Genomic DNA, 24,489 nt, shown 5'->3' on the forward strand with positions numbered 1-24,489 from the left:
GCACGGATGAGGATCTGGCTCGACGGGGCGCTGCGGGACGTGGACGACGCGAAGGTGTCGGTCTTCGACCACGGGCTGACCGTGGGTGACGGCGTGTTCGAGACGCTCAAGGCGGAGCGCGGACAGGCCTTCGCGCTCACCCGCCACCTCGAGCGGCTGACCCGCTCGGCGCGCGGTCTCGGCCTCCCGGATCCCGACCTGGACGAGGTGCGCCGCGCGTGCGCGGCGGTACTGGAAGCCAACCCGATGCCGTTCGGACGGCTGCGCGTGACCTACACCGGTGGCGTCTCCCCCCTCGGCTCCGACCGCGGGGATGCGGCGCCCACGCTGGTCGCCGCCGTCGCGGAGTCCGTCCGCCGCCCCGACACCACCTCCGTCGTCCGCGTGGACTGGGTCCGCAACGAGCGCTCCGCCGTGGCCGGCCTGAAGACCACCTCGTACGCCGAGAACGTCGTCGCCCTCGCCACCGCCCACCGGGCCGGCGCCTCCGAGGCGCTCCTCGCCAACACCGTGGGACAGCTCTGCGAGGGCACCGGCTCCAACGTCTTCGTCGTGCTCGACGGAGAACTGCACACCCCGCCCCTGGCCTCGGGCTGCCTGGCCGGCATCACCCGCGCCCTGGTCGTCGAGTGGGCCGGGGCCAAGGAGACCGACCTGCCCTTCGAGGTGCTGGAGCAGGCCGAGGAGGTCTTCCTGACCTCGTCGCTGCGCGACGTGCAGGCGGTCCTGCGGATCGACGGCCGCGAGCTCGGCATGGCCCCCGGCCCGGTCACCGCCGAGGCCATGCGGATCTTCGACGCGAAGGCCGGGGCCGGGCTCGATCCGTGAACCCGGGTGACGCGGAGCCGCCGGGCAGGTACAACACGAGGTGATGACCACCACCCTGCGGCCCGCGCAGCCGCTCCAGCAGCACAGTGACGGCACCCGTTCACGGACGTACGCCGTCCGGGTCAACAGCCGGCACGTCGGCAGCCTCGAACTCGCCACCCGCTCCGGCGAACAGCCGGAGGTCGGTGTGATCCGGGACCTGCGGATCGACGAACCGGACCGGCGGCGCGGACGCGGCACGGTCGCCGTGCTCGCCGCCGAGGAAGTGCTGCGCTCCTGGCGCTGCACGAGCATCGCCGTGTCGGTACCCGCCGACGCGGCGCCCGCGCTGCGGATGGCCGAGGCCCTCGGCTACCGGGTGACCGGCCGGGTCCGGGTCAAGGAGCTGCCGGCGGAACCGCCCGCCCTGCCGCCGGGCGGCAGCCCCCGCGCCATGACCCGGGCCGAGTACGACGCCTGGCACGAGCGGGCCGTCGCGGAGTACAGCCAGCACCTCGCCGGCCCCGGCACGACCGCCGAACAGGCCCTGGCCGCGTCCCGCGCGCTGCACGCCGAGCTGCTGCCGGCCGGGCAGGACACCCCCGGGTCGGCGTTTCTCGTGCTCCAGGCGCCGGACGGGGCGATCCGGGGCACGCTGTGGGTGGGGGAGCGCGACGTGCCCGGGCTCGGCCCCGTCCCGTACGTGTGGGACGTCGACGTCGCCGCCGAGCACCGGCGGCAGGGGCACGGGCGGACCCTCATGCTGCTGGCCGAGCACGCCGCCCTGGCCGCGGGCGCCCGCCGGCTGGCCCTGCACGTCCACGAGGACAACACCCCGGCCCGCCGGCTCTACGCGTCGCTCGGATACCAGGACGTCCTGGTGAACGCGCGGAAAGAACTGCTCTAGGGGTGTCCGACGGAGGTCCGTGGTGAAGGAGCGGTGTCCGGTGCGGCGAGAGTGCGTGCCGGGCATCGCGACGCCGCGGACCTCCGTCAGACACCCCCTAGTGCCGCGACGGGGCCAACGGGGCGCCTGCCGGCGGCGCCTACGGCCGCAGCTGGGCCGCGAGTGCCTCGGCGACCTTCCTGAGCGACTCGCCGGCCAGGGCCGGGTCCGCCTTGGTGACGCTCGGTCCCTGGGAGACCACGAGCGCCAAGTCGCCCTTGCCCGCCACCGCCACCCGTGCGACGGCAGCCGTGCCCCGGCCCGGGGTGACCCTGGTCTGGCCGATCCCGGGCTCGTCCTTGGAGAACGCCATCACCTCGTCGGCGCCGAGGTTGCCGAGGCGGGCGATCTGCGGCAGCGCCAGGTTCACCGCCACCCCGCCCTCGGACACGGCCACGAGGTCGATCTCCAGCGGGGCTTCCGAAGCCGTGAAGTTGCAGACGACGGACGCGTTCGGCGGGACGGCGGGGATGGAGGGGAGCCCGGACGGCGTGGGCTGCCCGCTGGGCCAGGCCTCAGCCGGCCGGCCCGGGTCGACGGTCCCCTGAGCCGCGGGGTCGCCGCCGGACGCCGCCGGGGTGACGGTCCGTTCGACACCGGCCGCCTTCAGCGCCGCCGCCGGGTCCAGGCCGAACGGGCAGGCCGACGTACTCGTCAGCTGCTTCGCCGTCGAGGCGACCCGGTCGTAGGACAGCCTCTCACCGCCCGAGGCGGCCCCGCCGGAACTCCCGGACGAGGAACAGGCGCTCCCGGCAAGGGCGATCCCGGCCGCGCCGGCCAGGGCGAGGATGCGGCGGTACGCGGCTGCTGTGCGATCAGCTGTCATTCGGTCAGCCTAGCCAGGAGTCGAGCAGGCGGTCGGCGATCTCCTCGATGCGGGCGCGCAGGCCCTCCTGGCTCTTGCCGCCGTCCAGGCGCTCCCCGCCGATCACGTACGTCGGGGTGCCGGTGACGCCGATCGCCTTGCCTTCGGCCTGGTCGGCGTCGACGATCAGGATGTGCCGGCCGTCGATCAGGGCGGTGTCGAACTCCTCCACGTCCAGGCCGAGTTCACGCGCCACGTCCAGCAGGACCGGCTCGCCCCGCTCGGCCAGCTCCGCGGTGCGCGCGAGCACGGCCTCCGCGTACGGCCAGCCCTGCCCCTGCTCCACGGCCTCCTCGGCGGCCTGCGCCGCGGCGAAGGCGTGCTTGTGCTTCTCCAGGGGGAAGTGGCGCAGCCGGATGTCCAGCCGGTCGCCGTAGCGGGCCCGCAGGGCGCGTACGTCGTCGAGCGCGCTGTGGCAGTCCGGGCACTGCAGTTCGCACCAGACGTCGAGGATCACGGAATCGGTCATGTGGACAGTCTCCCAGCCCTCGCCCGCCCGTACCGACCGGGACCTGCGGAGGAGGCGCGACCCGGAGATGTCCCCGAGATCCGTCCGGGGGAGGCCGCGCGCCTGGCCCGTACGGCCGCGGGCGGGGCAGGATGGAGGGGGACAGACCGCCCACACCTGGAGGACCGCATGCTCGCCGAGACCATTTGTTCCGCGGTGTCCGCGGCGGGCCTGGGCATCGCCGCACTGACCGCCTACCGCAGGCGCTTCCTGGCGGCGACGCGGATCGCCGCGTACGCGCTGGTGCCGGTGGGGCTGGTGCTCACCGGTGTCGTGGAGTGGGTGTCCGGGATGGTCTTCAAGCCGACCGTCTGGGCCGGCTTCGGACTGCTGGGCCTGGCCTGGCTGCTCTTCATGACCACCCGAGCCGTCGAGCGCCGCAGGCTCGGCGGGTCCGGGAAGCCTGCCAAGGCCGCCAGGGGGAGCACGGCCCCGGAGGCCGTCGCCCCGGCCGCCTCCGCGCCCTCCCTGGGCTCCGGCGCCCGCCCGCAGCCCGCCGCGCGCAAGAAGCAGCAGGCCGCCGCCGCTCCGGCGGACGACTTCTCCGACATCGAGGCCATCCTCAAGAAGCACGGGATCTGACGGCCGGATCGCCCGCGGGCCACCCCGGTCCACGAGATCGGGCGAACTACCGCGCGGAAAATGGCGTGTTGGCGGACGGATGGCCGGGTGCTGCGCCATCATCGCCCCGACATGCTCGAAACATCGCAGAGTGAGCCCTCGGTGCCCGCGCCGGCACCCGCCCCTGTCGCCGAGGAGCCGCGAGGCTGCCTCTTCGCGCTCTCCCAGCCGCCCTTGATGATCTTTCTAGGAGTGATCGGCGTCCTGCTGCTGCTTGCCGCCGTGCATGACCTCTTCCTGCTCTGAGTGCCCGGCGTCCGCTTCCTTGCGCCGGGCCCGGTACGCCGCCACGTGGAGCCGGTTCCCGCAGGTCCGGCTGTCGCAGTAGCGCCGCGAGCGGTTCCGCGACAGGTCCACGAAGGCGCGACGGCAGTCCGGCGCCTCGCAGCGGCGCAGCCGCTCCTGTTCGCCCGAGACCACGATGAAGGCCAGCGCCATGCCGCCGTCGGCCGCCAGGTGGTCGCCCACCGACGCGCCCGGCGCGAAGTAGTGCACGTGCCAGTCGTAGCCGTCGTGGTCGGTGAGCTGCGGGGTGGTGCCGGCCGTCGCCACCAGCTCGTTGATCAGCACGGACGCCGCACGGGCGTTCGGTGCCGCGAAGACCTGCGCGAACTTGCCGCGGACCGTGCGGACCCCGGCCAGGTCGCGGGCACCGAGCTCGCCGACGTCGCTGATCGCGTACTCCTGGACGAAATCACGCAGCGCGCTGACGTCCGAGAGTCCGTCGGGCTGGTCCGCCTCGGCCGCTGTGTTCACCAGCGCGACGACGACGTCGAGCGCGCGACGGGTGTCGTGGGGGATCTGCACGGGGTCTCCCTCAAGGGCCGGGCCTGCGGCGACGGACTGCCGCCGCCGATGGGGGCCGACTCTAGCGGGTACTTCGCCGAGGGGGCCCGGCACGCACACCGGCGCCGTCCGCGCGGATGGCTCCCGCGTGGACAGCGCCGGCACTGCCTATGTGGTTGTCCGGCGCGCACCGTCGCCCCGAGTCGGACGGTGTCGCGCGGCGGAGGGCCTGGCTCAGCTTTCGGCCAGGATGTGGGAGAGCTCCTTGTCGAGGTCGAAGTGCCGGTGCTCGGTCCCCGGCGGGACCGCGGCGTCCGTCCGCTTGAGGAACGACTCGAGTGCGCGTGCTGGGGCTTCGAGCAGCGCTTCTCCCTCCGGTGAGCTCAGGGCGATGCAGACGACGCCCTGACCGTGGCTCCGGGAGGGCCAGACGCGGACGTCGCCGGTGCCGGTGGGCCGGTGGAGGCCCTCGGCGAGGAGGTCGCGGGCGAATACCCATTCGACCGTCTCCTCGGCACCGGTGTGGAAGGTGGCGTGCACGGCGTAGGGGTCGGCCGTGTCATACCGCAGGCCCGCGGGAACAGGCAGTGAGGACTCGCTCGACACAACGAGGCGCAGGTGCAGCTCGCAGCTGACCGTGGTGTTCATAAGCGCCAGGGCCTTTCGCTCAGTGTGCGCTCGGGGATTCGCACGTCGGCGAAATCGACATGCCACCTACGGTGCCGTTGTAAACCCCTCTGACCGTTTTGCGGACCTCTGGGTCCCTCGGACGGCGGATCCAAACGACATTCACGTGTGCTTCGGGCTCGGGTAGATTCGTCCTCATGAATACGGGGAGTGACCACGGGGCCGACGAGTCCGTGAGCAGTGAGCCGGTCGCCGAAGCGGCACCGCACGTCTCGAAGGCGCCCGCCTTCATCAAGGCCCGCCGCGGCCTGCACCTGAGCTGGCAGGTCGGCGTCTTCGTCGTCGGCCTGGCCGTCATCGCGGCGGGCGCCGCGATGCTCGTCCTGCCCGGGCCGGGCTGGGTCGCGATCTTCGCGGGCCTGGCGATCTGGGCCACCGAGTTCGCGTGGGCCCACCTCGTGCTGCGGTGGACCAAGCGCAAGGTCACCGAGGCGGCGCAGAAGGCGCTCGACCCCAAGGTCCGCCGCCGCAACCTCATCCTCACCACCGTGGGCCTCGTCATCGCGGGCGCACTGATCGGCTACTACCTGTGGAAGTACGGGCTCGTGCTGCCCTGGAACCTCAAGGACCAGTGATCGTCCGGCGATGGTCATGGAGCACGGCTGACATGCGGTAATGTTTGCGGTGCGTCCGGGCGATTAGCTCAGTGGGAGAGCACTTCGTTCACACCGAAGGGGTCACTGGTTCGAACCCAGTATCGCCCACCCGGACCAGAGGCCCGGAGACCTTCACCGTCTCCGGGCCTCTGGCGTTTCCGCGATTCCAGGCGGTCCCAGGGGGGTCCCAGGCGGCCCCGCGGGGTCGCCCGGGACACCCGGTCACCCGGTCACCCGAGCCGGCCGATCGCGGCCTTCAGGCGGCGGGCGTCGCGCAGCCGCCTCTCGTACGTCGCCCCCACCGCCAGCAGCAGCAGGCCCGCCAGCGCCGGCGGCACCCAGCGCGGGAGCGCCCCCGCGATCTGCACCACGTACGGGGCCAGCTCGTGCAGCGCCACCGCCGCCAGCGCCGCCCCGCCCAGCAGCAGCGGGGCCTGGAGCCGCCAGCGGGCGCCCGCCAGGGTCACCGCCAGCGCGGCCAGCCCCAGCAGCAGGGGGCGCAGCCAGCTCGCCGTCCCGACCAGGGAACCGCCCAGAACCGCCAGCAGGCTCGGCAGCAGGGTCGCGGCCAGCCCCGGACCGTACGCCGTCCACGAGGACGTCGCGGCCGGGCTCCGGTCCCTGCGGCGCCGCAGGAAGCCCACCGCGAGGGCCGGCACCGTCACCGGCAGCGTGTACGCCTCCGGGGCCGTGACCCCGGCCTCCGCCAGCCGGACCCAGGTCGCCGCCGCGAACAGGGCCCCCGCCGCCCATCCCAGCACCCGCCGGTCCGCCCGCACCGCCGCCCCCGAGCAGATCACCCCGGCCAGGGCGAGGACCAGCGCCAGGGTCGAGGCGCGGCCCGCCGCCAGGGCGACCGCCGACACGGCGGCCCCGCCCGCCGCGATCTCGGCCGGCACCCGCACGGCGCCGAGCCGCGGCCCGAGCGCCGCCACGGAGGCCGGGACGGCCAGCACCGGCAGCGCCCACCAGACCACCGCCAGGTCCGTCACCGCGGCCACCGCCACCAGCAGCCCCGTCGCGTACCCGACGGCGCACACGGCCGCCCCCGCCCGCACGGCGCGCGGAGCGGCCCCGTACGCCGCCCCGGCCGCGCAGCCCGCCCCCAGCAGTCCCCAGACCGCGAACGTGGCCGCCCGGCCGTCCAGCGCGCCCAGGGACACGTTCCCGGCCCCCGCCAGCGCGCACGCGACGGCCGCGATCCCGGCCGCCCGCTCCCGGCAGCGCAGGGCGAGCACCCCCGCGGCGCCCGTCACCGCCGTCTGCACGGCGAACACCGCCGCCACCGGCAGGCCGAGCAGCTCCGGAGCGGTGAACAGGCCCGCCCAGGCCAGCACCACCGCCACCGCCCCCGGCTCCGGGCGCGGCACCACCCGGGACAGCCACCAGGCCGCCCCCGCCGCGACCAGCAGCGTCACCGGCACGGCCGCCCCCGGCCACACCGGCTCCCGGACCGGCGCCGTCGACGCCCACACCTCGCCCAGCACCCCGACCCGGCCCAGCAGGGCCGACGCCGCCGCCGACCCGGCCGCCGCCGCGGCCACAGCGGCCGTCACCGCCCCGGCCCCGGCCAGCCCGCGCCGCACCGCCTCCGGGACCGCGCGGACCCGTACGACCGCCAGCAGCGGGAGCGCGACCAACAGGTGCGCCGCCACCACCCAGGCGGGATCCAGCCCCGGACGCGCCACCCCGCCCAGCGCCACCACCGCCGCCAGACCGCCCGCCAGAGCGGCGGGCCACGCGCGCTGCTGCCGCCACGCCGCCGCCGTGCCCAGCGCCGCACCCGCCAGCAGTAGACCCGCCGGGGCCAGCGCGGCCGCCGCCGAGGCCGCCGACCAGGACTCGGCCGCGCCGATCAGCAGCGCCCCCGCCCCCAGCACCGCCGCCGGGACGGCCGCCGCCCGTGCCCGCAGCGCGAGGGCCGCATCCAGCGCGGCCGTCGCCAGCAGCGCCCAGCCGAGCTCCGGCGGTCCCGCCTGCGCGGCCAGCGCGGCCAGCGGCAGTGGGAACTGCGCCGCCAGCACCGCCGCCGGCAGCGGGATCCGCAGCGTGCGCAGGGCGAAGCCGTACCCGGCCCACACCACGGCCAGCACCGCCGCCGCGCCGGCCGCGTACGCCGTGCCGTCCGTGCCCGGCAGGCCGACCGCGTACAGCGCGTACGCGTCCAGCACGGTCAGTAGCAGCCCCACCGCCGCCACCGACTCCGCCGTCGAGGCCAGCCCGCGGCGCAGCAGCGGCACGGGCGCGGCCAGCGCGGCCGCCGTCACCGCGGCCAGCACCGCCGAGCGCCCGGCGATCCCGAGGGACCCCCAGCTGAGCAGCGTGAAGGCCAGCGCGGCCACGGCCAGCAGCACCGCGCCCAGGGTCAGCAGCACGTTCTGCGCGCCGGGAGCCGAGGCCTCCCCGGCCGGCGCGGGCGCCGCCGCGGCCCGGGCGTGGGGCGTCGGCAGCCGCAGCAGCCACTCCCGGCGGCCCAGCAAGTACAGGCGGCGGGCATCGAGTTGAGCCAGCTCACGGTCGATGAGCGCCAGCTCTTCGGCCGGCGGCAGCGGGGTGTTCATGAGGCGCAGTGTGGCGCCCGTCACGCGGTCGGGACATGGGTGTACGTACTCAGATCCGCCCTGAGTACCCACGGCCGGGCAGGACGGCCGGCCGAAAATCCGGCGGAACCGGGCGTACCGGTGCCCGCACCCGGCCAGACTGGATCCATGGACCGCAGCCGCTGGGACCGTTGGAGCCACTACCGCTTCCGCAGCGTGTGGGACCTCGACGCGCCGCCCGCACGCGTCTACGCCGTACTGGAGCAGCCGGGGGAGTACCCCCGGTGGTGGCCCCAGATCCGCCGGGTCGAGCCGGCCGGTGACCGCACCGGCACCGCGACCATCCGCTCGGTCCTCCCGTACGCCCTGCGCGTCACCGTCGGCGAACTGCTCCGCGACCCCGTCCGCGGGGTCCTGGAGGTGTCCCTGCACGGCGACCTCGAAGGCTGGGCCCGGTGGACCGTGCGGCCGCGCGCCGGAACCGGCTCCGCACGCACCCGCGCGCTGTACGAGCAGGAGGTCGAGGTGCGCCGGCCGCTGATGCGGCGCCTCGGGCTGGCCGGGCGGCCGGTGTTCCGGCTGAACCACGCCCTGATGATGCGGGCCGGGCGGCGCGGCCTCGAGGCCCGGCTGGCCGCTCCGCCGGAAGCGGTTTGAACCAGCCCCAAGGCTTCTGTATTGTTCAGTGCGTTCCCGGGCGATTAGCTCAGCGGGAGAGCACTTCGTTCACACCGAAGGGGTCACTGGTTCGATCCCAGTATCGCCCACCGGGAGAGGCCGGTCCGTCATCTGATGGACCGGCCTTCCGCATGTCCGGCACGTACGAGGTGCGTTCCCCGCGGCGCGCTACGCCGCCGTCGACAGGCCCGGCCGCAGCGGCCAGTGCGGATCCACCGGCTCCGGTGTCCCCTGCCGTGCGAACCACGCCTGCAGCCCCCGCGCCTGCGCCGCGTGCCACACCGCCTGCAGCGTGTGCAGCTCGGCCGGCGAAAGCCGCTCCAGACGGGCCGCGAACCGGCGCCCCACCGCCCGTACGAGCTCCAGCGAGGCCAGTGCGTCCGCCGCCGCGTCGTGCGCGCCCTCCAGCTCGATCCCGTAGTGCGCGCACAGGTCCGTCAAGGTCCGGCGGCCCTTGCGGTAGCGGTCCAGGTGCTTGTCCAGCACCCGCGGATCCAGCACCGTCAGCGGCCGGTTGTCCAGATACCGCGTCAGCGACGACGCCCGGTGCCGGCGCAACTCCCGGTCCAGCAGCGTCAGATCGAACGGCGCGTTCATGACGACCACCGGCCGGCCCGCCACCTGCTGCTCCGCGAGGGCGCGGGCTATCTCCTCCACCACCGGCGCCGGCCACCGCCCGTGCCGCTGGAGGTGCTCGTCGGTCAGGCCGTGCACCTCGGTGGCCCCCGGGGGCACCGGGATGCCGGGGTTGACCAGCCAGCGCGTGGTGCGCACCCGCCCGCCCGCGCACTCCTGCACGACGAGCGCGGCGGACACGATCCGGTCCTCCTCGACGTCCACCCCGGTCGTCTCCGTGTCGAATGCGGCCAGCGGGCCCTCGTACCAGCGTGTCATGGCGAACTCCTCGTCCCCGATCGGCAGATGGGGCGCACCCGGACCACGCCACCCTTGCCCGCATCGGTGATACCCGGGCTGTTTGCCCCGTACGCCGTTTGCGCGGACCCGGGTGCGGAGACAACAACCGTGGGGGGCCGTGCACATGACCGGTCGTCACCCCACCCACCACCCACGGCAGAGCCCGGAAGGCATGGGGAGCCGGCCATGGCGCTCGCGCAGCCCGAACAGGGCGGGGTGCTGGCGGGGCAGATCGATCCGCGCACCGGCACGCCGGGCGAGGCGCGGAGCGGACCGCTGCGCGGCACACTCGCCACCACCGCCTGCATGGAGACCCTTCAGGTGGGATACCTGCACGCCGTCGCCGCCGCGGCCGGCTGCTCGCTGTCCCAGCCCTTTCCGGACAACGGCATCGACTGGCACGTCAGCCACGGCGCCCCCGAGCACGTCGTCGACGACGAGGTCACCATCAAGGTGCAGTTGAAGGCGACCTACCAGATACCGCCGCGGCCGGCCGGGCCCACCTTCGGCTTCACCCTGGACAACGAGCACCTGGTGAAGCTGGCCCGCACGCCGGTCGCCGTCCACAAGATCCTCGTCGTGATGCTCGTCCCGCGGGAGCGCGACCAGTGGCTCGCCGCCGGACACGACCGGCTCGACCTGCGGCACTGCTGCTACTGGACCAACCTCGCCGGACACCCCGTGACCGGCCGGCGCCGGACCACCGTACGGATCCCGACCTCGCGGATCTTCGACGACCGTGCGCTGTGCGAGATCATGACCCGGGTCGGGTCGGGAGGGACACCCTGATGAACTGGCACCCACCGCACCTCGAACCACTGTCGTCCCCGGAGCTGGCCTCCGGAACGCCCGACCCCGCGCACGTCGATCCGGCGGTGCTGGGCGCCCTGCTGCACCGGCACGGCTGGCTGCGGCGCGGCGGGGCCGCCGGCCGCTACGGGCGCTGGACCCCGCCCGCCGCCCCTGCCACGGGCACCGGGGGCACCAGCCTGCTCGTCCCCGAGAGCCGCACCTTCCCCGACTGCGCGGACCTGCTGGAGGAGGCGCTGACCGCGCTCTCGCGCAGCGCGCTGCCGTCGGCGCGGGAGGTGCTGTACGGGCTGAGCGTGCCGAGTGACGAGGTCCGCTGGGAGCGGGAGATCCCCGACGGGCCGAACGCGCTCCGCGGCGAGGCCGACTGGACGGTGCAGGAACAGTTGCGCTCGGCCGCCCGCCGGCTGCTGCTGGCCGGGGCCCTGGCCGAGCGGGAACGGGCCGGGTACCACGGCGCCCGGCACCGGGCGCAGGCCGAACGGGCCCTGGAGGGCGTCCTGGTGGGGCCGTCTCCCGGCGGCCGGCGGCTCACCGCGTACGTGCCCGTGGACGGGGGGCGGGGGACCGTGACCCGGCTGCACCACGCCCTGCACGCGGCCCGCGAGGCCGTGGACTACCGGCGGGCCACGGGCGGCATGGAGGCCTTCGACGCGGCCGTGCCGGCCGGGGTCAGCCGGGAGCTCGCCGATGCGCTGATCGCGCTGGTCCGGGGCTCGGAGGGGGCCCGGGTCGCGCTGGCCTGGGCTCCGGCGGCGGGCGTCCCGGCGGGGTGCGCGGCCCGCCCGGAGCCGGTGGAGTTCTCGCCCGGCGACCTGCCGGTGCTCCGCGAGGCGGCCGCACGCTACACCGCGGCCGAGCCGGCCGTTCCGGTGCGGATCGCGGGCGCGGTGGTGCGGATGCGGCGCTCGGAGGCGGGCGGCGGGGGCACGGTCCGGCTGCGGGTCCTGGCGGGGGCGGAGGTCTCGTACGTCCGGGCCGTGCTGGACGAGGAGGCGTACCGGGTGGCGGGCCACGCGCACCTGGTGGGCCAGCCGGTCCGGGTCAGCGGACGGCTGCAGCGGCGGGGCGGCTTCCGCCGGCTGGCCGACGTCACGGACGTGACCCCCGTGCCGCTGGACGAGGTCGAGCGGGACCGGCTGATGAAGTCGCTGGACGAGGCGTTCGATCCTGCGGACGCGCTGCCAGGCGACGAGTAGGGCGCGCGCGGCGCCGCTGCCGGGGGCGCCGGCCCCGGCCTCCGCGCCTCAGACGCCGGCGGGGAGGGGCCGGACCGGGCGCTGGAAGGAGGCCATCCGCAGGCCCGGGGCCGGGGAGAAGTCCGCGCCGCGGATGAAGCCCAGCCGTTCGTACAAGGTCACCGCGGGGGCGTTGGCGGCGCCCGTGGTGACCTCGACCGGGCGGTCCGGGAAGAGCTCGGTCAGGGCGTGGCGCAGCAGCAGGGAGGCGATGCCCCGGCGGAACCACGCCGGGTCCACGCAGAGCCGGTCGATGCCGATGCCGCCGTCGGGCCGCTCCTCCCAGGCGAGGAAGCCGGCGAGCTCCCCGGCCGCGGAGGCGGCTCCGACCCAGTGCAGGTCCCGCGCCCGCATCCGGGCGAGGCTCTCGCGCAGCGCCGGGATGCCGTCGAAGCCGATCAGCTCCGCCTCCACCGCGTACGCGGCCCGCCCGATCCGGTGCACGGCGGCCGCGGTGGCATCGTCGGCCAGGTCCAGCGGACGGATCTGGGGGCTCGGCATGCGGGTCCTTCCGGGGAGTCGGCTGGCCCGCCCCACGCTACCGGCCGCGCGCCACTGGGCCGGGGCGGGGCTTCGGCCGGAGCCGGACCGGGGCCGGACCGGAGCCGGGGTCCGGGCCCCGGCCGGTAACCGTTTAGCGGCGCAGCCACTCCGCTCGGTACGATTCAGGCGCGCAGTGTTCGCTCGCGCACCCCCTGAGTCAGGAGAGACCGGTGTCAGACGTCCGTGTGATCATCCAACGCGATTCCGAGCGGGACGAGCGCGTGGTGGCCACGGGCACTACGGCGGCGGAGCTCTTCGCCGGCGAGCGCACCATCGTCGCCGCCCGTGTCGCGGGCGAGCTCAAGGACCTCTCGTACGAGGTGCGGGACGGCGAGTCCGTCGAGCCCGTGGAGATCTCCTCCGAGGACGGCCTGAACATCCTGCGCCACTCGACCGCGCACGTCATGGCCCAGGCCGTGCAGGAGCTGTTCCCCGAGGCCAAGCTGGGCATCGGTCCGCCGGTCCAGAACGGCTTCTACTACGACTTCGACGTCGCCAAGCCCTTCACCCCCGATGACCTCAAGGCCATCGAGAAGAAGATGCAGGAGATCCAGAAGCGCGGGCAGAAGTTCGCCCGCCGCGTGGTCACCGACGAGGCGGCCCGCGAGGAGCTCGCCGACGAGCCGTACAAGCTGGAGCTCATCGGCATCAAGGGCGCCGCGTCCACCGACGACGGCGCGAACGTCGAGGTGGGCGGCGGCGAGCTGACCATCTACGACAACCTCGACGCGAAGACCGGCGAGCTGTGCTGGAAGGACCTCTGCCGCGGTCCCCACCTGCCCACCACCCGCAACATCCCGGCCTTCAAGCTCATGCGCAACGCCGCCGCCTACTGGCGCGGCAGCGAGAAGAACCCGATGCTCCAGCGCATCTACGGCACCGCGTGGCCCTCGAAGGAGGAGCTGAAGGCCCACCTCGACTTCCTCGCCGAGGCCGAGAAGCGCGACCACCGCAAGCTCGGCAACGAGCTGGACCTCTTCTCCATCCCGGACGAGATCGGCTCCGGCCTCGCCGTCTTCCACCCGCGCGGCGGCATCATCCGCCGGACCATGGAGGACTACTCGCGCCGCCGGCACGAGGAGGAGGGCTACGAGTTCGTCTACTCCCCGCACGCCACCAAGGGCGCCCTCTTCGAGAAGAGCGGCCACCTGGACTGGTACGCGGAGGGCATGTACCCCCCCATGCAGCTCGACGGTGGTACCGACTACTACCTCAAGCCCATGAACTGCCCGATGCACAACCTGATCTTCGACGCGCGCGGCCGCTCCTACCGCGAACTGCCGCTGCGCCTCTTCGAGTTCGGCACTGTGTACCGGTACGAGAAGTCGGGCGTCGTGCACGGCCTGACCCGCGCCCGGGGCTTCACCCAGGACGACGCGCACATCTACTGCACCCGTGAGCAGATGGCGGAGGAGCTCGACCGCACGCTCACCTTCGTGCTGAACCTGCTGCGCGACTACGGCCTGACCGACTTCTACCTGGAGCTGTCCACCAAGGACCCGGAGAAGTTCGTCGGCTCGGACGAGGTCTGGGAGGAGGCGACCGCCGTCCTCCAGCAGGTCGCCGAGAAGCAGGGCCTCCCGCTGACCCCCGACCCGGGCGGCGCGGCCTTCTACGGTCCGAAGATCTCCGTGCAGGCGCGCGACGCCATCGGCCGCACCTGGCAGATGTCGACCGTCCAGCTGGACTTCAACCTGCCGGAGCGGTTCAACCTCGAGTACACCGCCCCGGACGGCTCCCGCCAGCGCCCGGTCATGATCCACCGCGCGCTGTTCGGCTCCATCGAGCGGTTCTTCGCCGTGCTGCTGGAGCACTACGCGGGCGCCATGCCGCCGTGGCTGGCCCCGGTCCAGGCGGTCGGCATCCCGATCGGCGACGGGCACGTCGAGTACCTGCAGGAGTTCGCCGCGGCGGCGAAGAAGCAGGGCCTGCGGGTCGAGGTGGACGCCTCCTCCGACCGCATGCAGAAGAAGATCAGGAACCACCAGAAGCTCAAGGTCCCGTTCATGATCATCGTCGGTGACGAGGACATGGCCGCGGGCACCGTCTCCTTCCGCTACCGCGACGGCTCGCAGGAGAACGGCATCCCCAAGGACGAGGCGCTGGCCAAGCTGGCCAAGGTCGTCGCGGACCGCGTCCAGGTCTGATCCGCGCGAAGGGCCCCCGGAAAGTGATCACTTTCCGGGGGCCTTCCTCGTACGCGCAGGCGAGGTCATATGCTTGCCGCCATGACGACTGAGCCGGAGCAGCAGATCGGTGTGGGCACGCAGGACGCGTTCCAGCGTCTGTGGACGCCCCACCGGATGGCCTACATCCAGGGGGAGAACAAGCCGACCGGCCCGGAGGCCGGGGACGGCTGTCCCTTCTGCGGGATTCCGGAGATGTCCGACGAGGACGGCCTGATCGTCGCCCGCGGCAAGCACGTCTACGCGGTGCTGAACCTGTACCCGTACAACGGCGGCCACCTCATGGTCGTCCCGTACCGGCACGTCGCCGACTACACCGAGCTCGACGGCCCCGAGACGGCCGAGCTGGCCGATCTCACCAAGCGGGCCATGGTCGCGCTGCGCAAGGCCTCCGGAGCGCACGGGTTCAACATCGGGCTCAACCAGGGCAGCGCCGCCGGCGCCGGTATCGCCGCCCACCTGCACCAGCACATCGTGCCCCGCTGGGGCGGGGACACGAACTTCATGCCGGTCGTCGGCCACACCAAGGTGCTGCCCCAACTCCTCGCGGACACCCGCCAGATGCTCGCCGAGTCCTGGCCCACCGGCTGACCCGGCCTACGCGTCGCGGGCCTGCGTGTCGCGGGCCCCGCGCCGCGTGCGCAGCACGTCCTCGACGTCGAACTCCGCGAGGCGCAGGGGCGGCCCCTGGGGCGGCCTGCGCAGGGCCGCGCGGATCTTCTCGTTGATGTCGGTGAGGATGTCCCGCGCCTGGCGCTCGGAACGGGCCGCGAGGGCCGCCTCCCTCGCGTCCTCGGCCTCCTTGCGCAGCGCGAGCGACGGAGGCAGGGCGGAGAACCCCTCGCGGTGCAGCTTCCCCTTGATCCACCACAGTTCGTCGTAGGGGGCGTCGAGCGAGGCCAGCGGCTTGCCCCGGCCCGGCAGGTTCTCGAAGTCGCCCCGGTCGGCGGCCTCCCGGATCTGCCGGTCCACCCAGGACTCGACCTCGACACCCGGCGGCTTGCGCTCGGTCATGGTCGCTCGCTCCTCCGGTCCGGGATCGGCTCCGCCTCGTTTCCAGCCTACCTACGCGCCCTGCCTACGCGTCGTACACGTCCGCCTTGCGCGGTGCCGGCTCCTGGATCAGGCCGCTCATGATCGAGGAGCGGTTGGTGAAGCGCTCGGTGTCGACGCCGTTCTCCTCCAGGACTTTGAAGGTCGCCGCGTGCACGGCCCTCAGGACCGGGGCCACGGTACGGATGGCGTCGTCGGCCATGAAGCGGTGGCGCCACATCGAGCCGGCCCACACGTGCCGCAGGCCGAACGGCTCGGGCAGCACCAGCTTGCCGCCGAAGAAGTCGAGGACCGGCGGGTACCAGGTCAGCGGGGCCCGTACGGCCAGCCGGACGACCTCCTGCGCGTCCACCAGCGGCAGCTTCCGCTCCACGGTCTCCCAGAAGCGGACGCTCTTGGGCACCTCCACCACCGGGGCCTTCGACTTCGTCGTGAACAGGCCGTGCACGGGGCCCAGGGCGTGCGCGGTGACGTCCACGCGCAGCGTCTTGTAGAGCACGGTGACCGTCACCAGCATGGTGATGACCAGCTGGCCGTCCCACAGCGGGTACTGGATCCCCAGGTAGTGCCGGTTGCCGGCGCTGAACTGCTGCTCGTTGCAGATCCGGGTGATCTCGTGCGGCTTGATGAGGAAGGTGTCGACGTTCTCACCGGTCGGGCGGGCCACCTCCGCGGCGCCCTCGCCGATCGGGGTGACGATCCAGTGCTGTATCGCGGCGGGCGGGAAGCCGCCGGTGTGCAGGGGGCCGCGCTCCAGCTTGCGCAGCTGGGTGTCGATCGCGCGTATGACGTCCCAGCTGCGGAACGGGTGGATCTCGGCGCCCTCGGTCTTGGGGGTGAGCTCCTCGGCCATCTGCCAGCTGCCCCACCGGGTGCCCATGCCCAGGATGCCCTTGGGGCCCGCGTAGAAGACGTGGTTGCTGCGGTCCTCCGCGGTCAGCTTGGCCAGCTGGTGGCGCAGGTCCTCGCGGGCCTTCTCGTCGGGGTTGCCCGGCACCGCCTCGGGGATCTTCGCGCCGATCCCGTCGCCGTCCAGCAGGCCGTCCCAGCGGGAGCGCAGGTCGGCGGCGGTGGACTCGCAGAGCCGGCGGGCGAGGAGCCAGCCCAGGGCCGGGGCGATGATCATGCCGCGCAGGTAGAGGCCGGCGAACCCGCTGAACGGCAGCCTGAACATCAGGACGGCCACCACGACGGCCACGCCGACCAGGAGCGCGGTGCCCATCCAGGAGGCGCGCTTGCCCTCGCCGGAGGCCAGGCTCTTGCGGAGCTGGAACAGGCCCAGCCACAGCAGCAGGCCCGGGAGGAACACCACGCCGCAGACCAGCATGATCAGGCGGAGCTTCTGGTCGCGCTCCTTGCGGATGCGGGAGGCCGCCAGGCAGTGCTCGACGACGGTCTGCGGGTCGGCGCCGAAGGACTGGATCAGCGGTTTGCGGCCGGCGCCCAGCGTGCGGGCCTCGACGGCCCGGCAGAAGGCCTCACCGAGGTTGGGCTCGAAGAGGGAGATCTTCGGGGGCTTGACCGTGGCGGGGTGGTTCTCGCTGTTGGCCCCGAGTATGAGGGCCAGTCCGCTGTCCTTGGCGCCGTCCCGGTACGCGGCGGAGGCCAGTGCGTTGGTCGCCGCCGTCTGTCCCCCGCCACCCTGGAGTGGAATCTGCGCGCCGGGCCTGAAGTCGAATCCGTCGTCCGCCACCGCTGCCCCCATCGCTGTGCGTTCGTGCTCTTTGGTGCGCCGATGAGCCTATCGGGCGATCTCACCCCATGGTCATGGGACAGGGAAATGCCGCCCACCGCAAGCGGGTTGGATGGGCGGCACCTCCCGACGTCATGTCAATTACGTTCCCTTCCCGGACTGTTCGCGCACCTTGTCCGCGATCTGGGGCGGCATGGGCTCGTGGCGGGCGTAATTCCGGGCGAAGCGGCCGGTGCCGTGCGACACGGAGCGCAGCTCGACGGCGTAGCGGCTGATCTCGATCTCGGGGATCTCGGCGCGGACCCGGGTCCGCCCCGGCCCCTCCTGTTCGGTGCCGACGACCCGGCCGCGGCGGCCGGCGAGGTCGCTCATGACGGGGCCCACGTACTCGTCGGGGACCGTGACGGACAGCTCGGCGACGGGTTCCAGCAGGTGGATGCGGGCCTCGGCGGCGGCCTCGCGCAAGGCGAGGGCGCCGGCGGTCTGGAAGGCGGCGTCGGAGGAGTCCACCGAGTGCGCCTTGCCGTCGCGCAGGGTGACGCGGACGTCGACCAGCGGGTACCCGGCCGCCACCCCGCGCGCGGCCTGGGTGCGCACGCCCTTCTCCACGGACGGGATGAACTGGCGCGGCACGGCCCCGCCGACGACCTTGTCGACGAACTCGATGCCGCTGCCGGGCGGCAGCGGCTCCACCTCGATCTCGCAGATGGCGAACTGGCCGTGGCCGCCGGACTGTTTGACGTGCCGGCCGCGGCCCGCCGCCTTGTCCCCGAAGGTCTCCCGCAGGCTCACCTTGTGGGGCACGGCGTCGACCTGGACGCCGTAGCGGGTGCGCAGCCGCTCCAGCGCGACGTCCTGGTGGGCTTCGCCGAGGCACCACAGGACGACCTGGTGGGTGTGCGGGTTCTGCTCCAGCCGCATGGTCGGGTCCTCGGCGACGAGCCGGGCCAGGCCCTGGGACAGCTTGTCCTCGTCGGCCTTGCTGTGGGCCTCGATGGCGAGGGGGAGCAGCGGGTCGGGCATGGCCCAGGGCTCCATGAGGAGCGGGTCGTCCTTGGCGGAGAGGGTGTCGCCGGTTTCGGCGCGGGTGAGCTTGGCCACGCAGGCGAGGTCGCCCGCGATGCACCGGGTGAGGACGCGCTGCTGTTTGCCGAACGGCGCGCTGAGGGCGCCGATCCGCTCGTCGACGTCGTGGTCCTCGTGGCCGCGGTCGGCCAGCCCGTGGCCGGAGACGTGCACGGTCTCCTCGGGGAGCAGGGTGCCGGAGAACACGCGTACGAGGGAGACGCGGCCGACGTAGGGGTCCGAGGAGGTCTTGACCACCTCGGCGAGGAGGGGTCCCGCGGGGTCGCAGGTGACGGCGGGGCGCGGGGAGCCGTCCGGGGCGGTGACGGTCAGGGCGGGCCGTTCCAGGGGGGTGGGGAAGCCGCCGGTGATCAGTTCGAGGAGCTCCACGGTGCCCAGGCCCTGCTTGGCGCCCTCGGCGGCGGGCGCCGCCATCAGCACGGGGTGGAAGGTGCCGCGGGCCACCGCGCGCTCGAGGTCGTCGACGAGGGTCTTGATGTCGATGTCCTCGCCGCCGAGATAGCGGTCCATGAGGCTCTCGTCCTCGCTCTCGGCGATGATCCCCTCGATGAGGCGGGAGCGGGCGCCGGAGATGAGGGCGAGCTCGGCGGGGTCCGGATCGCGTTCGGTGCGCTCGCCGGAGGCGTACTCGTAGACGCGCTGGGAGAGCAGGCCGAGCAGGCCGGTCACGGGGGCGTGGCCGTCGGGCCCGGCGGGGCCGTGCAGGGGCAGGTAGAGCGGGATGACGGCGTCGGGGTCGTCGGCGCCGAAGATCTCCCCGCAGATGTTGGCCATCTGGCTGTAGTCGGCGCGGGCGGCCTCCAGGTGGGTGACGACGATGGCGCGCGGCATGCCGACGGCCTGGCACTCGTCCCAGACCATGCGGGTGGCGCCGTCGATGCCGTCGGAGGCCGAGACGACGAAGAGGGCCGCGTCCGCGGCGCGCAGACCGGCCCTGAGCTCCCCGACGAAGTCGGCGTATCCGGGGGTGTCCAGGATGTTGATCTTGATTCCGCCCCATTCGACGGGGACGAGGGACAGCTGGACGGAGCGCTGTCGGCGGTGCTCGATCTCGTCGTAGTCGGAGACCGTGGCACCGTCCTCGACGCGGCCGGCCCGGTTGACCGCTCCGGCGGTCAGGGCGAGGGCTTCGACCAGCGTGGTCTTGCCGGATCCGGTGTGGCCGACCAGCACGACGTTCCGTACGGAGGAGGGGCGGTCGGCCGTCAGTGCCCTGCCGGCGGCTCCGGCTTGGTGTGAAGTGGCTCCCATGATGCTCGTGCCTCCCTGCTTCCTACGAGGAGGGAAAACGGGGCTCTTCGAGCTTTGCACTGGTGTCACACCACGTCCATACGGCGTACCGGGGAGGTACCCGGGGGCGTACGGATGCGTACCGGAGGGGTACGGGACGGGTACGGGAGGCGGTCCGTGACATGAAGCACGCCTCACGCGGCGCGAACCGGTGGGTGTGCGGCGTGCGGGAGGCGGCGTGCTGGCTACGATGGGCCAGCCGGTGGCCGTGGTGGCCGTGCGGCCCAGCGACCCTCCGGGAAGGCCATGCTGAACAAGTACGCGCGTGCATTCTTCACGCGTGTTCTCACGCCATTCGCCGCTTTTCTGCTCCGGCGGGGGGTGAGCCCGGACGCGGTCACCCTGATCGGCACGGCCGGAGTGGTGGCGGGAGCGCTGGTCTTCTTCCCCCGGGGGGAGTTCTTCTGGGGCACGATCACCATCACCCTCTTCGTCTTCTCCGACCTGGTGGACGGGAACATGGCCCGCCAGGCCGGGGTCTCCAGCCGGTGGGGCGCGTTCCTCGACTCCACCCTGGACCGGGTGGCGGACGCGGCGATCTTCGGGGGACTCGCGCTCTGGTATTCGGGCTCCGGCAACGACAACGTGCTGTGCGCCGTGGCGATCTTCTGCCTGGCCAGCGGCCAGGTGGTCTCGTACACGAAGGCCCGCGGAGAATCGATCGGCCTGCCGGTCGCCGTCAACGGGCTGATCGAGCGTGCCGAGCGCCTCGTCATCTCGCTGGTCGCGGCGGGCCTGTCCGGGCTGCAGACCTTCGGCGTGCCGTCCTGGATCGGAGTGCTGCTGCCGATCGCGCTGTGGATCGTGGCGGTCGGCTCGCTCGTCACGCTGATCCAGCGGGTGGTCACCGTACGCCGCGAGTCGGCCGAGGCGGACGCCGCGGCGGCCGCCGCCGAGGGCGGCGCGGCCTGATGGGGACGGTGCGGGACAAGCTGGTCGACGGGCTGTACGGGCTCGGCTGGGCGGGAGTGAAGAAGCTTCCGGAGCCGGCCGCGGTGGCCCTGGGCCGCAAGATCGCGGACGTGGCGTGGAAGCGGCGCGGCAAGAGCGTGCTGCGGCTGGAGTCGAACCTGGCCCGCGTGGTGCCGGACGCGACGCCCGAGCGGCTGCGCGAGCTGTCGCACGCGGGCATGCGCTCCTACATGCGCTACTGGATGGAATCCTTCCGGCTGCCCGCCATGGACCCCGAGAGGTTCGGCGAGGACGTCCAGCTCAAGGACGAGCACATCCTGCTCGAGGCCATCGCCTCCGGGCGCGGGGTCGTCGCCGCCCTGCCGCACCTGGCCAACTGGGACCTCGCCGGGGCCTGGGTCACCGGTCACGTGGGCGTGCCCTTCACCACGGTCGCCGAGCGCCTCAAGCCCGAGAGCCTCTACGACCGCTTCGTGGCCTACCGCGAGAGCCTGGGCATGGAGGTGCTGCCGCACAGCGGCGGCGCCGCCTTCGGCACCCTCGCCCGCAGGCTCCGCTCCGGCGGCCTGGTCTGTCTGGTCGCCGACCGCGACCTGTCGGCGTCCGGCATCGAAGTGGACTTCTTCGGCTCCACGGCGCGCATGCCGGCCGGGCCGGCACTGCTGGCGCAGCAGACGGGGGCGGTGCTGCTCCCGGTGACCCTGTACTACGGGGACTCGCCGAAGATGTACGGGCGCATCCACCCCGAGGTGGAGGTGCCCGCGGCCGGGACCCGGAAGGAGAAGACCGCCGCCATGACCCAGGCCGTGGCGGACGCCTTCGCGCGGGGCATCGCCGAGCACCCGGAGGACTGGCACATGCTGCAGCGGCTGTGGCTGGACGATCTGACCGACCAGGGGGAGCGCCCGTAGTGAAGATCGGCATCGTGTGCCCGTATTCGTGGGACGTGCCGGGCGGCGTCCAGTTCCACATCCGGGACCTGGCCGAGCACCTGATCCGGCTCGGCCACGACGTGTCGGTCCTGGCCCCGGCGGACGACGAGACCCCGCTGCCGCCGTACGTGATCTCGGCGGGACGGGCCGTGCCGGTGCCCTACAACGGCTCCGTCGCCCGCCTCAACTTCGGGTTCCTCTCGGCCGCCCGGGTGCGGCGCTGGCTGCACGACGGCACCTTCGACGTCATCCACATCCACGAGCCGGCCTCGCCCTCGCTGGGACTGCTGTCCTGCTGGGCGGCGCAGGGCCCGATCGTGGCGACCTTCCACACCTCGAACCCGCGCTCGCGCGCCATGATCGCGGCGTACCCGATCCTCCAGCCGGCCCTGGAGAAGATCAGCGCGCGCATCGCGGTGAGCGAGTACGCGCGGCGCACGCTGGTGGAGCACCTGGGCGGGGACGCGGTGGTGATCCCCAACGGCGTCGACGTGGACTTCTTCGCGGCCGCGGAACCCCATCCCGCCTGGTCCGGCGGGACGCTGGGCTTCATCGGCCGCATCGACGAGCCGCGCAAGGGCCTGCCGGTGCTGATGGCGGCCTTCCCGAAGATCGCGGCGGCCTGCCCGGACGTACGGCTGCTCGTGGCGGGCCGCGGCGACGAGGAGGAGGCGGTGGCCTCCCTCCCGGCCGAGCTCCGCTCCCGGGTCGAGTTCCTCGGCATGGTCTCGGACGAGGACAAGGCCCGGCTGCTGCGCAGCGTGGACGTGTACGTGGCCCCGAACACCGGCGGCGAGAGCTTCGGCATCATCCTGGTCGAGGCCCTCTCGGCGGGCGCGGCGGTCCTGGCCTCCGACCTGGACGCCTTCGCGCAGGTCCTGGACCACGGCGGCGCGGGCGACCTCTTCGCCAACGAGAACGCCGACGCCCTGGCGGCCGGCGCGATCGCCCTGCTGCGCGACCCGGCCCGCCGCGCGGAACTCAGCGCCCGCGGCTCGGCGCACGTGCGCCGCTTCGACTGGTCCACGGTCGGGGCGGACATCCTCGCGGTCTACGAGACGGTCACGGACGGCGCGGCGGCCGTCGCCACGGACGAACGCGTCCCCCTCCGCACCCGCCTCGGCTTCTCGCGGGACCCGTCCGCCTGAGCGGCCGGTAGAGTCGCGGCCCGTGATCGAAACCCTTGTCTGGATTGCCCTGGCGCTCGGTGTCATCGGGGTGTACCTCAGCTGGACCGCCGGCCGGCTCGACCGGCTGCACTCGCGGATGGACGCGGCGCGGGCCGCGCTGGACGCGCAGCTCGTGCGGCGGGCCTCCGTGGTGGTGGAGGTGGCCGCCTCCGGCGTGCTCGACCCCGCGTCCTCCCTCGTGCTGTACGAGGCCGCGCACGCCGCGCGGCAGGCCGAGGAGGAGCACCGGGAGGTCGCCGAGAGCGAGCTCAGCCAGGCGCTGCGCGCGGTGTTCGCCGACGCCGACCAGGTCGAGGTGCTGAAGGCGGCGCCGGGCGGGGCGGAGGCCGCCGAGGACCTGGCGGCGGCCGTGCGCCGGGTGCCCATGGCGCGCCGCTTCCACAACGACGCCGTACGGGCCGCGCGGGCCCTGCGCAGGCACCGCAAGGTCCGCTGGTTCCGGCTGGCCGGGCACGCGCCCTTCCCGCTGGCCTTCGAAATGGACGACGAGCCCCCTGCGGACCTCGCGGAGAGGCCGGTCTGAGCGGGTCCGACCCTGATGTACCGGGACCCGCCAGGGCCGCGGGGGACAAGTGAAGAGGCCACAGGCTCCACATTGGCCCTTGTAGTGGACTGGTGCGTGGGGTTTCCTCGGCCGAGTAGTACCAGTAGCACCCGTCTTCCTTTCGAGTGAGGTCAATCCGTGAGCACGCTTCCCACCTCCCCCCAGTCCGCTGAGTCGGCCATCGGCACCTCGCGCGTCAAGCGCGGCATGGCCGAGCAGCTCAAGGGCGGCGTGATCATGGACGTGGTCAACGCCGAGCAGGCGAAGATCGCCGAGGACGCCGGCGCCGTGGCCGTCATGGCCCTCGAGCGGGTCCCCGCCGACATCCGCAAGGACGGCGGCGTGGCGCGCATGTCGGACCCGAACATGATCGAAGAGATCATCGAGGCCGTCTCGATCCCCGTCATGGCCAAGTCCCGCATCGGCCACTTCGTCGAGGCCCAGGTCCTGCAGTCCCTCGGCGTCGACTACATCGACGAGTCCGAGGTCCTGACCCCGGCCGACGAGGTCAACCACTCCGACAAGTGGGCCTTCACCACCCCCTTCGTCTGTGGCGCCACCAACCTGGGCGAGGCCCTGCGCCGCATCGCCGAGGGCGCGGCCATGATCCGCTCGAAGGGCGAGGCCGGCACCGGCAACGTCGTCGAGGCCGTCCGCCACCTGCGCCAGATCAAGAACGAGATCGCCCGCCTGCGCGGCTACGACAACAACGAGCTGTACGCCGCCGCCAAGGAGCTGCGCGCCCCGTACGAGCTCGTCAAGGAAGTCGCCGAGCTCGGCAAGCTCCCGGTCGTCCTGTTCTCCGCCGGTGGCGTCGCCACCCCGGCCGACGCCGCCCTGATGCGCCAGCTCGGCGCCGAGGGCGTCTTCGTCGGCTCCGGCATCTTCAAGTCCGGCGACCCGGCCAAGCGCGCCGCCGCCATCGTGAAGGCCACCACCTTCTACGACGACCCGAAGATCATCGCGGACGCGTCCCGCAACCTGGGCGAGGCCATGGTCGGCATCAACTGCGACACCCTCCCCGAGGCCGAGCGCTACGCCAACCGCGGCTGGTAGTACTGCC

24 protein-coding genes and 2 tRNA genes are annotated in these 24,489 nt (G+C 73.4%); 16 read left to right on the forward strand and 10 right to left on the reverse strand.

Annotated features, from left to right (window positions below; translation table 11 throughout):
- Positions 1–6: 6 nt before the first annotated feature.
- Positions 7–828 carry an aminotransferase class IV gene (locus ACZ6I1_RS18810; RefSeq protein WP_469288481.1) on the forward strand — a complete coding sequence of 274 codons (822 nt, stop codon included), beginning with the start codon at positions 7–9 and terminating at the stop codon, positions 826–828.
- Positions 829–871: 43 nt separating this feature from the next.
- Complete coding sequence (locus ACZ6I1_RS18815; RefSeq protein WP_469288483.1) at positions 872–1,714, forward strand: GNAT family N-acetyltransferase; 843 nt, start codon at positions 872–874, stop codon at positions 1,712–1,714.
- 139 nt (positions 1,715–1,853) lie between these two features.
- Here ACZ6I1_RS18815 and ACZ6I1_RS18820 read toward each other — a convergent pair whose 3' ends face one another.
- Together ACZ6I1_RS18820 and ACZ6I1_RS18825 are read right to left on the reverse strand one after the other, a co-directional pair.
- Entirely contained in the window at positions 1,854–2,579 is a 726-nt protein-coding gene (locus ACZ6I1_RS18820; RefSeq protein ID WP_469288485.1) for a hypothetical protein, read from the reverse strand.
- A 4-nt stretch (positions 2,580–2,583) separates the two neighbouring features.
- A complete protein-coding gene (locus ACZ6I1_RS18825; protein WP_469288486.1) occupies positions 2,584–3,087 on the reverse strand; it encodes a DsbA family protein in 504 nt (167 codons plus the stop codon).
- 168 nt (positions 3,088–3,255) lie between these two features.
- Between ACZ6I1_RS18825 and ACZ6I1_RS18830 the strand changes: the two genes are divergently transcribed.
- Complete coding sequence (locus tag ACZ6I1_RS18830; protein WP_469288488.1) at positions 3,256–3,708, forward strand: hypothetical protein; 453 nt, start codon at positions 3,256–3,258, stop codon at positions 3,706–3,708.
- Positions 3,709–3,933: 225 nt separating this feature from the next.
- Here ACZ6I1_RS18830 and ACZ6I1_RS18835 read toward each other — a convergent pair whose 3' ends face one another.
- Positions 3,934–4,554 carry a CGNR zinc finger domain-containing protein gene (locus tag ACZ6I1_RS18835; RefSeq protein WP_469288490.1) on the reverse strand — a complete coding sequence of 207 codons (621 nt, stop codon included), beginning with the start codon at positions 4,552–4,554 and terminating at the stop codon, positions 3,934–3,936.
- 213 nt (positions 4,555–4,767) lie between these two features.
- The gene (locus tag ACZ6I1_RS18840) at positions 4,768–5,181 is read right to left on the reverse strand and encodes an SsgA family sporulation/cell division regulator (protein ID WP_030011909.1); all 414 of its coding nucleotides are present in this window, start codon (positions 5,179–5,181) and stop codon (positions 4,768–4,770) included.
- 176 nt (positions 5,182–5,357) lie between these two features.
- Here ACZ6I1_RS18840 and ACZ6I1_RS18845 point away from each other — a divergent pair, with 176 nt between their 5' ends.
- Both ACZ6I1_RS18845 and ACZ6I1_RS18850 read left to right on the forward strand, forming a co-directional pair.
- Positions 5,358–5,795: a TIGR02611 family protein gene (locus ACZ6I1_RS18845; RefSeq protein WP_469288492.1), complete on the forward strand. Its 438-nt coding sequence runs from the start codon at positions 5,358–5,360 to the stop codon at positions 5,793–5,795.
- A gap of 57 nt (positions 5,796–5,852) precedes the next feature.
- Positions 5,853–5,924: transfer RNA gene (locus ACZ6I1_RS18850), tRNA-Val, on the forward strand.
- Between the two features lie 122 nt (positions 5,925–6,046).
- On the opposite strand, the gene ACZ6I1_RS18855 is transcribed toward ACZ6I1_RS18850, so the two are convergent.
- A complete protein-coding gene (locus tag ACZ6I1_RS18855; RefSeq protein ID WP_469288493.1) occupies positions 6,047–8,377 on the reverse strand; it encodes an SCO7613 C-terminal domain-containing membrane protein in 2,331 nt (776 codons plus the stop codon).
- Between the two features lie 147 nt (positions 8,378–8,524).
- Between ACZ6I1_RS18855 and ACZ6I1_RS18860 the strand changes: the two genes are divergently transcribed.
- Positions 8,525–9,013 carry an SRPBCC family protein gene (locus ACZ6I1_RS18860; RefSeq protein ID WP_469288495.1) on the forward strand — a complete coding sequence of 163 codons (489 nt, stop codon included), beginning with the start codon at positions 8,525–8,527 and terminating at the stop codon, positions 9,011–9,013.
- Positions 9,014–9,051: 38 nt separating this feature from the next.
- Positions 9,052–9,123: transfer RNA gene (locus ACZ6I1_RS18865), tRNA-Val, on the forward strand.
- Positions 9,124–9,202: 79 nt separating this feature from the next.
- Here the strand turns inward: ACZ6I1_RS18865 and ACZ6I1_RS18870 are convergent.
- Positions 9,203–9,928, reverse strand: a complete 726-nt coding sequence (locus ACZ6I1_RS18870; RefSeq protein ID WP_469288497.1) for an exonuclease domain-containing protein — start codon at positions 9,926–9,928, stop codon at positions 9,203–9,205.
- A gap of 207 nt (positions 9,929–10,135) precedes the next feature.
- On the opposite strand from ACZ6I1_RS18870, the gene ACZ6I1_RS18875 reads away from it, so the two are divergent.
- Positions 10,136–10,738, forward strand: coding sequence for a DUF4365 domain-containing protein (locus tag ACZ6I1_RS18875; RefSeq protein WP_469288499.1), 603 nt, complete (start codon positions 10,136–10,138; stop codon positions 10,736–10,738).
- Complete coding sequence (locus tag ACZ6I1_RS18880; RefSeq protein ID WP_469288501.1) at positions 10,738–11,958, forward strand: hypothetical protein; 1,221 nt, start codon at positions 10,738–10,740, stop codon at positions 11,956–11,958. Before ACZ6I1_RS18875 ends, ACZ6I1_RS18880 begins: the two co-directional genes overlap by 1 nt.
- A gap of 48 nt (positions 11,959–12,006) precedes the next feature.
- Here the strand turns inward: ACZ6I1_RS18880 and ACZ6I1_RS18885 are convergent, their stop codons facing one another.
- The gene (locus tag ACZ6I1_RS18885; protein ID WP_469288503.1) at positions 12,007–12,498 is read right to left on the reverse strand and encodes a GNAT family N-acetyltransferase; all 492 of its coding nucleotides are present in this window, start codon (positions 12,496–12,498) and stop codon (positions 12,007–12,009) included.
- A 212-nt stretch (positions 12,499–12,710) separates the two neighbouring features.
- Here ACZ6I1_RS18885 and thrS point away from each other — a divergent pair, with 212 nt between their 5' ends.
- Complete coding sequence (gene thrS / locus ACZ6I1_RS18890) at positions 12,711–14,687, forward strand: threonine--tRNA ligase (protein WP_469288505.1); 1,977 nt, start codon at positions 12,711–12,713, stop codon at positions 14,685–14,687.
- A 69-nt stretch (positions 14,688–14,756) separates the two neighbouring features.
- On the forward strand, positions 14,757–15,317 hold the full coding sequence (locus tag ACZ6I1_RS18895) for an HIT family protein (protein WP_469288507.1): 561 nt from the start codon (positions 14,757–14,759) through the stop codon (positions 15,315–15,317).
- A 6-nt stretch (positions 15,318–15,323) separates the two neighbouring features.
- On the opposite strand, the gene ACZ6I1_RS18900 is transcribed toward ACZ6I1_RS18895, so the two are convergent.
- The 3 genes from ACZ6I1_RS18900 to ACZ6I1_RS18910 all read right to left on the reverse strand — a co-directional run bounded on the left by ACZ6I1_RS18900 (position 15,324) and on the right by ACZ6I1_RS18910 (position 19,809).
- On the reverse strand, positions 15,324–15,740 hold the full coding sequence (locus ACZ6I1_RS18900; RefSeq protein WP_469288509.1) for a DnaJ family domain-containing protein: 417 nt from the start codon (positions 15,738–15,740) through the stop codon (positions 15,324–15,326).
- Between the two features lie 64 nt (positions 15,741–15,804).
- Positions 15,805–17,472 carry a hypothetical protein gene (locus tag ACZ6I1_RS18905; protein WP_469288511.1) on the reverse strand — a complete coding sequence of 556 codons (1,668 nt, stop codon included), beginning with the start codon at positions 17,470–17,472 and terminating at the stop codon, positions 15,805–15,807.
- Between the two features lie 141 nt (positions 17,473–17,613).
- Positions 17,614–19,809, reverse strand: a complete 2,196-nt coding sequence (locus tag ACZ6I1_RS18910) for an elongation factor G-like protein EF-G2 (RefSeq protein WP_469288513.1) — start codon at positions 19,807–19,809, stop codon at positions 17,614–17,616.
- 285 nt (positions 19,810–20,094) lie between these two features.
- Between ACZ6I1_RS18910 and pgsA the strand changes: the two genes are divergently transcribed.
- The 5 genes from pgsA to pdxS all read left to right on the forward strand — a co-directional run bounded on the left by pgsA (position 20,095) and on the right by pdxS (position 24,482).
- Positions 20,095–20,760, forward strand: a complete 666-nt coding sequence (gene pgsA, locus ACZ6I1_RS18915) for a phosphatidylinositol phosphate synthase (RefSeq protein ID WP_469288515.1) — start codon at positions 20,095–20,097, stop codon at positions 20,758–20,760.
- Positions 20,760–21,671, forward strand: a complete 912-nt coding sequence (locus ACZ6I1_RS18920) for a phosphatidylinositol mannoside acyltransferase (RefSeq protein ID WP_469288517.1) — start codon at positions 20,760–20,762, stop codon at positions 21,669–21,671. The genes pgsA and ACZ6I1_RS18920 overlap by 1 nt, the downstream gene beginning before the upstream one ends.
- Positions 21,671–22,840: a glycosyltransferase family 4 protein gene (locus ACZ6I1_RS18925; RefSeq protein WP_469288519.1), complete on the forward strand. Its 1,170-nt coding sequence runs from the start codon at positions 21,671–21,673 to the stop codon at positions 22,838–22,840. Before ACZ6I1_RS18920 ends, ACZ6I1_RS18925 begins: the two co-directional genes overlap by 1 nt.
- A gap of 22 nt (positions 22,841–22,862) precedes the next feature.
- Positions 22,863–23,405, forward strand: a complete 543-nt coding sequence (locus ACZ6I1_RS18930; RefSeq protein WP_469288520.1) for a LemA family protein — start codon at positions 22,863–22,865, stop codon at positions 23,403–23,405.
- 159 nt (positions 23,406–23,564) lie between these two features.
- A complete protein-coding gene (gene pdxS, locus ACZ6I1_RS18935; protein ID WP_266937873.1) occupies positions 23,565–24,482 on the forward strand; it encodes a pyridoxal 5'-phosphate synthase lyase subunit PdxS in 918 nt (305 codons plus the stop codon).
- Positions 24,483–24,489 lie beyond the last annotated feature (7 nt).

Source organism: Streptomyces sp. NPDC046303 (assembly GCF_055588085.1).

What these genes read in the sequence shown, in the direction of transcription:
- ACZ6I1_RS18810 (WP_469288481.1), top strand. Translation starts at nt 7, where the DNA reads ATGAGGATCTGGCTCGACGGGGCGCTGCGGGACGTGGACGACGCGAAG.
- ACZ6I1_RS18815 (WP_469288483.1), top strand. Translation starts at nt 872, where the DNA reads ATGACCACCACCCTGCGGCCCGCGCAGCCGCTCCAGCAGCACAGTGAC.
- ACZ6I1_RS18820 (WP_469288485.1), bottom strand. Translation starts at nt 2,579, where the DNA reads ATGACAGCTGATCGCACAGCAGCCGCGTACCGCCGCATCCTCGCCCTG.
- ACZ6I1_RS18825 (WP_469288486.1), bottom strand. Translation starts at nt 3,087, where the DNA reads ATGACCGATTCCGTGATCCTCGACGTCTGGTGCGAACTGCAGTGCCCG.
- ACZ6I1_RS18830 (WP_469288488.1), top strand. Translation starts at nt 3,256, where the DNA reads ATGCTCGCCGAGACCATTTGTTCCGCGGTGTCCGCGGCGGGCCTGGGC.
- ACZ6I1_RS18840 (WP_030011909.1), bottom strand. Translation starts at nt 5,181, where the DNA reads ATGAACACCACGGTCAGCTGCGAGCTGCACCTGCGCCTCGTTGTGTCG.
- ACZ6I1_RS18845 (WP_469288492.1), top strand. Translation starts at nt 5,358, where the DNA reads ATGAATACGGGGAGTGACCACGGGGCCGACGAGTCCGTGAGCAGTGAG.
- ACZ6I1_RS18855 (WP_469288493.1), bottom strand. Translation starts at nt 8,377, where the DNA reads ATGAACACCCCGCTGCCGCCGGCCGAAGAGCTGGCGCTCATCGACCGT.
- ACZ6I1_RS18860 (WP_469288495.1), top strand. Translation starts at nt 8,525, where the DNA reads ATGGACCGCAGCCGCTGGGACCGTTGGAGCCACTACCGCTTCCGCAGC.
- ACZ6I1_RS18870 (WP_469288497.1), bottom strand. Translation starts at nt 9,928, where the DNA reads ATGACACGCTGGTACGAGGGCCCGCTGGCCGCATTCGACACGGAGACG.
- ACZ6I1_RS18875 (WP_469288499.1), top strand. Translation starts at nt 10,136, where the DNA reads ATGGCGCTCGCGCAGCCCGAACAGGGCGGGGTGCTGGCGGGGCAGATC.
- ACZ6I1_RS18880 (WP_469288501.1), top strand. Translation starts at nt 10,738, where the DNA reads ATGAACTGGCACCCACCGCACCTCGAACCACTGTCGTCCCCGGAGCTG.
- ACZ6I1_RS18885 (WP_469288503.1), bottom strand. Translation starts at nt 12,498, where the DNA reads ATGCCGAGCCCCCAGATCCGTCCGCTGGACCTGGCCGACGATGCCACC.
- ACZ6I1_RS18895 (WP_469288507.1), top strand. Translation starts at nt 14,757, where the DNA reads ATGCTTGCCGCCATGACGACTGAGCCGGAGCAGCAGATCGGTGTGGGC.
- ACZ6I1_RS18900 (WP_469288509.1), bottom strand. Translation starts at nt 15,740, where the DNA reads ATGACCGAGCGCAAGCCGCCGGGTGTCGAGGTCGAGTCCTGGGTGGAC.
- ACZ6I1_RS18910 (WP_469288513.1), bottom strand. Translation starts at nt 19,809, where the DNA reads ATGGGAGCCACTTCACACCAAGCCGGAGCCGCCGGCAGGGCACTGACG.
- pgsA (WP_469288515.1), top strand. Translation starts at nt 20,095, where the DNA reads ATGCTGAACAAGTACGCGCGTGCATTCTTCACGCGTGTTCTCACGCCA.
- ACZ6I1_RS18920 (WP_469288517.1), top strand. Translation starts at nt 20,760, where the DNA reads ATGGGGACGGTGCGGGACAAGCTGGTCGACGGGCTGTACGGGCTCGGC.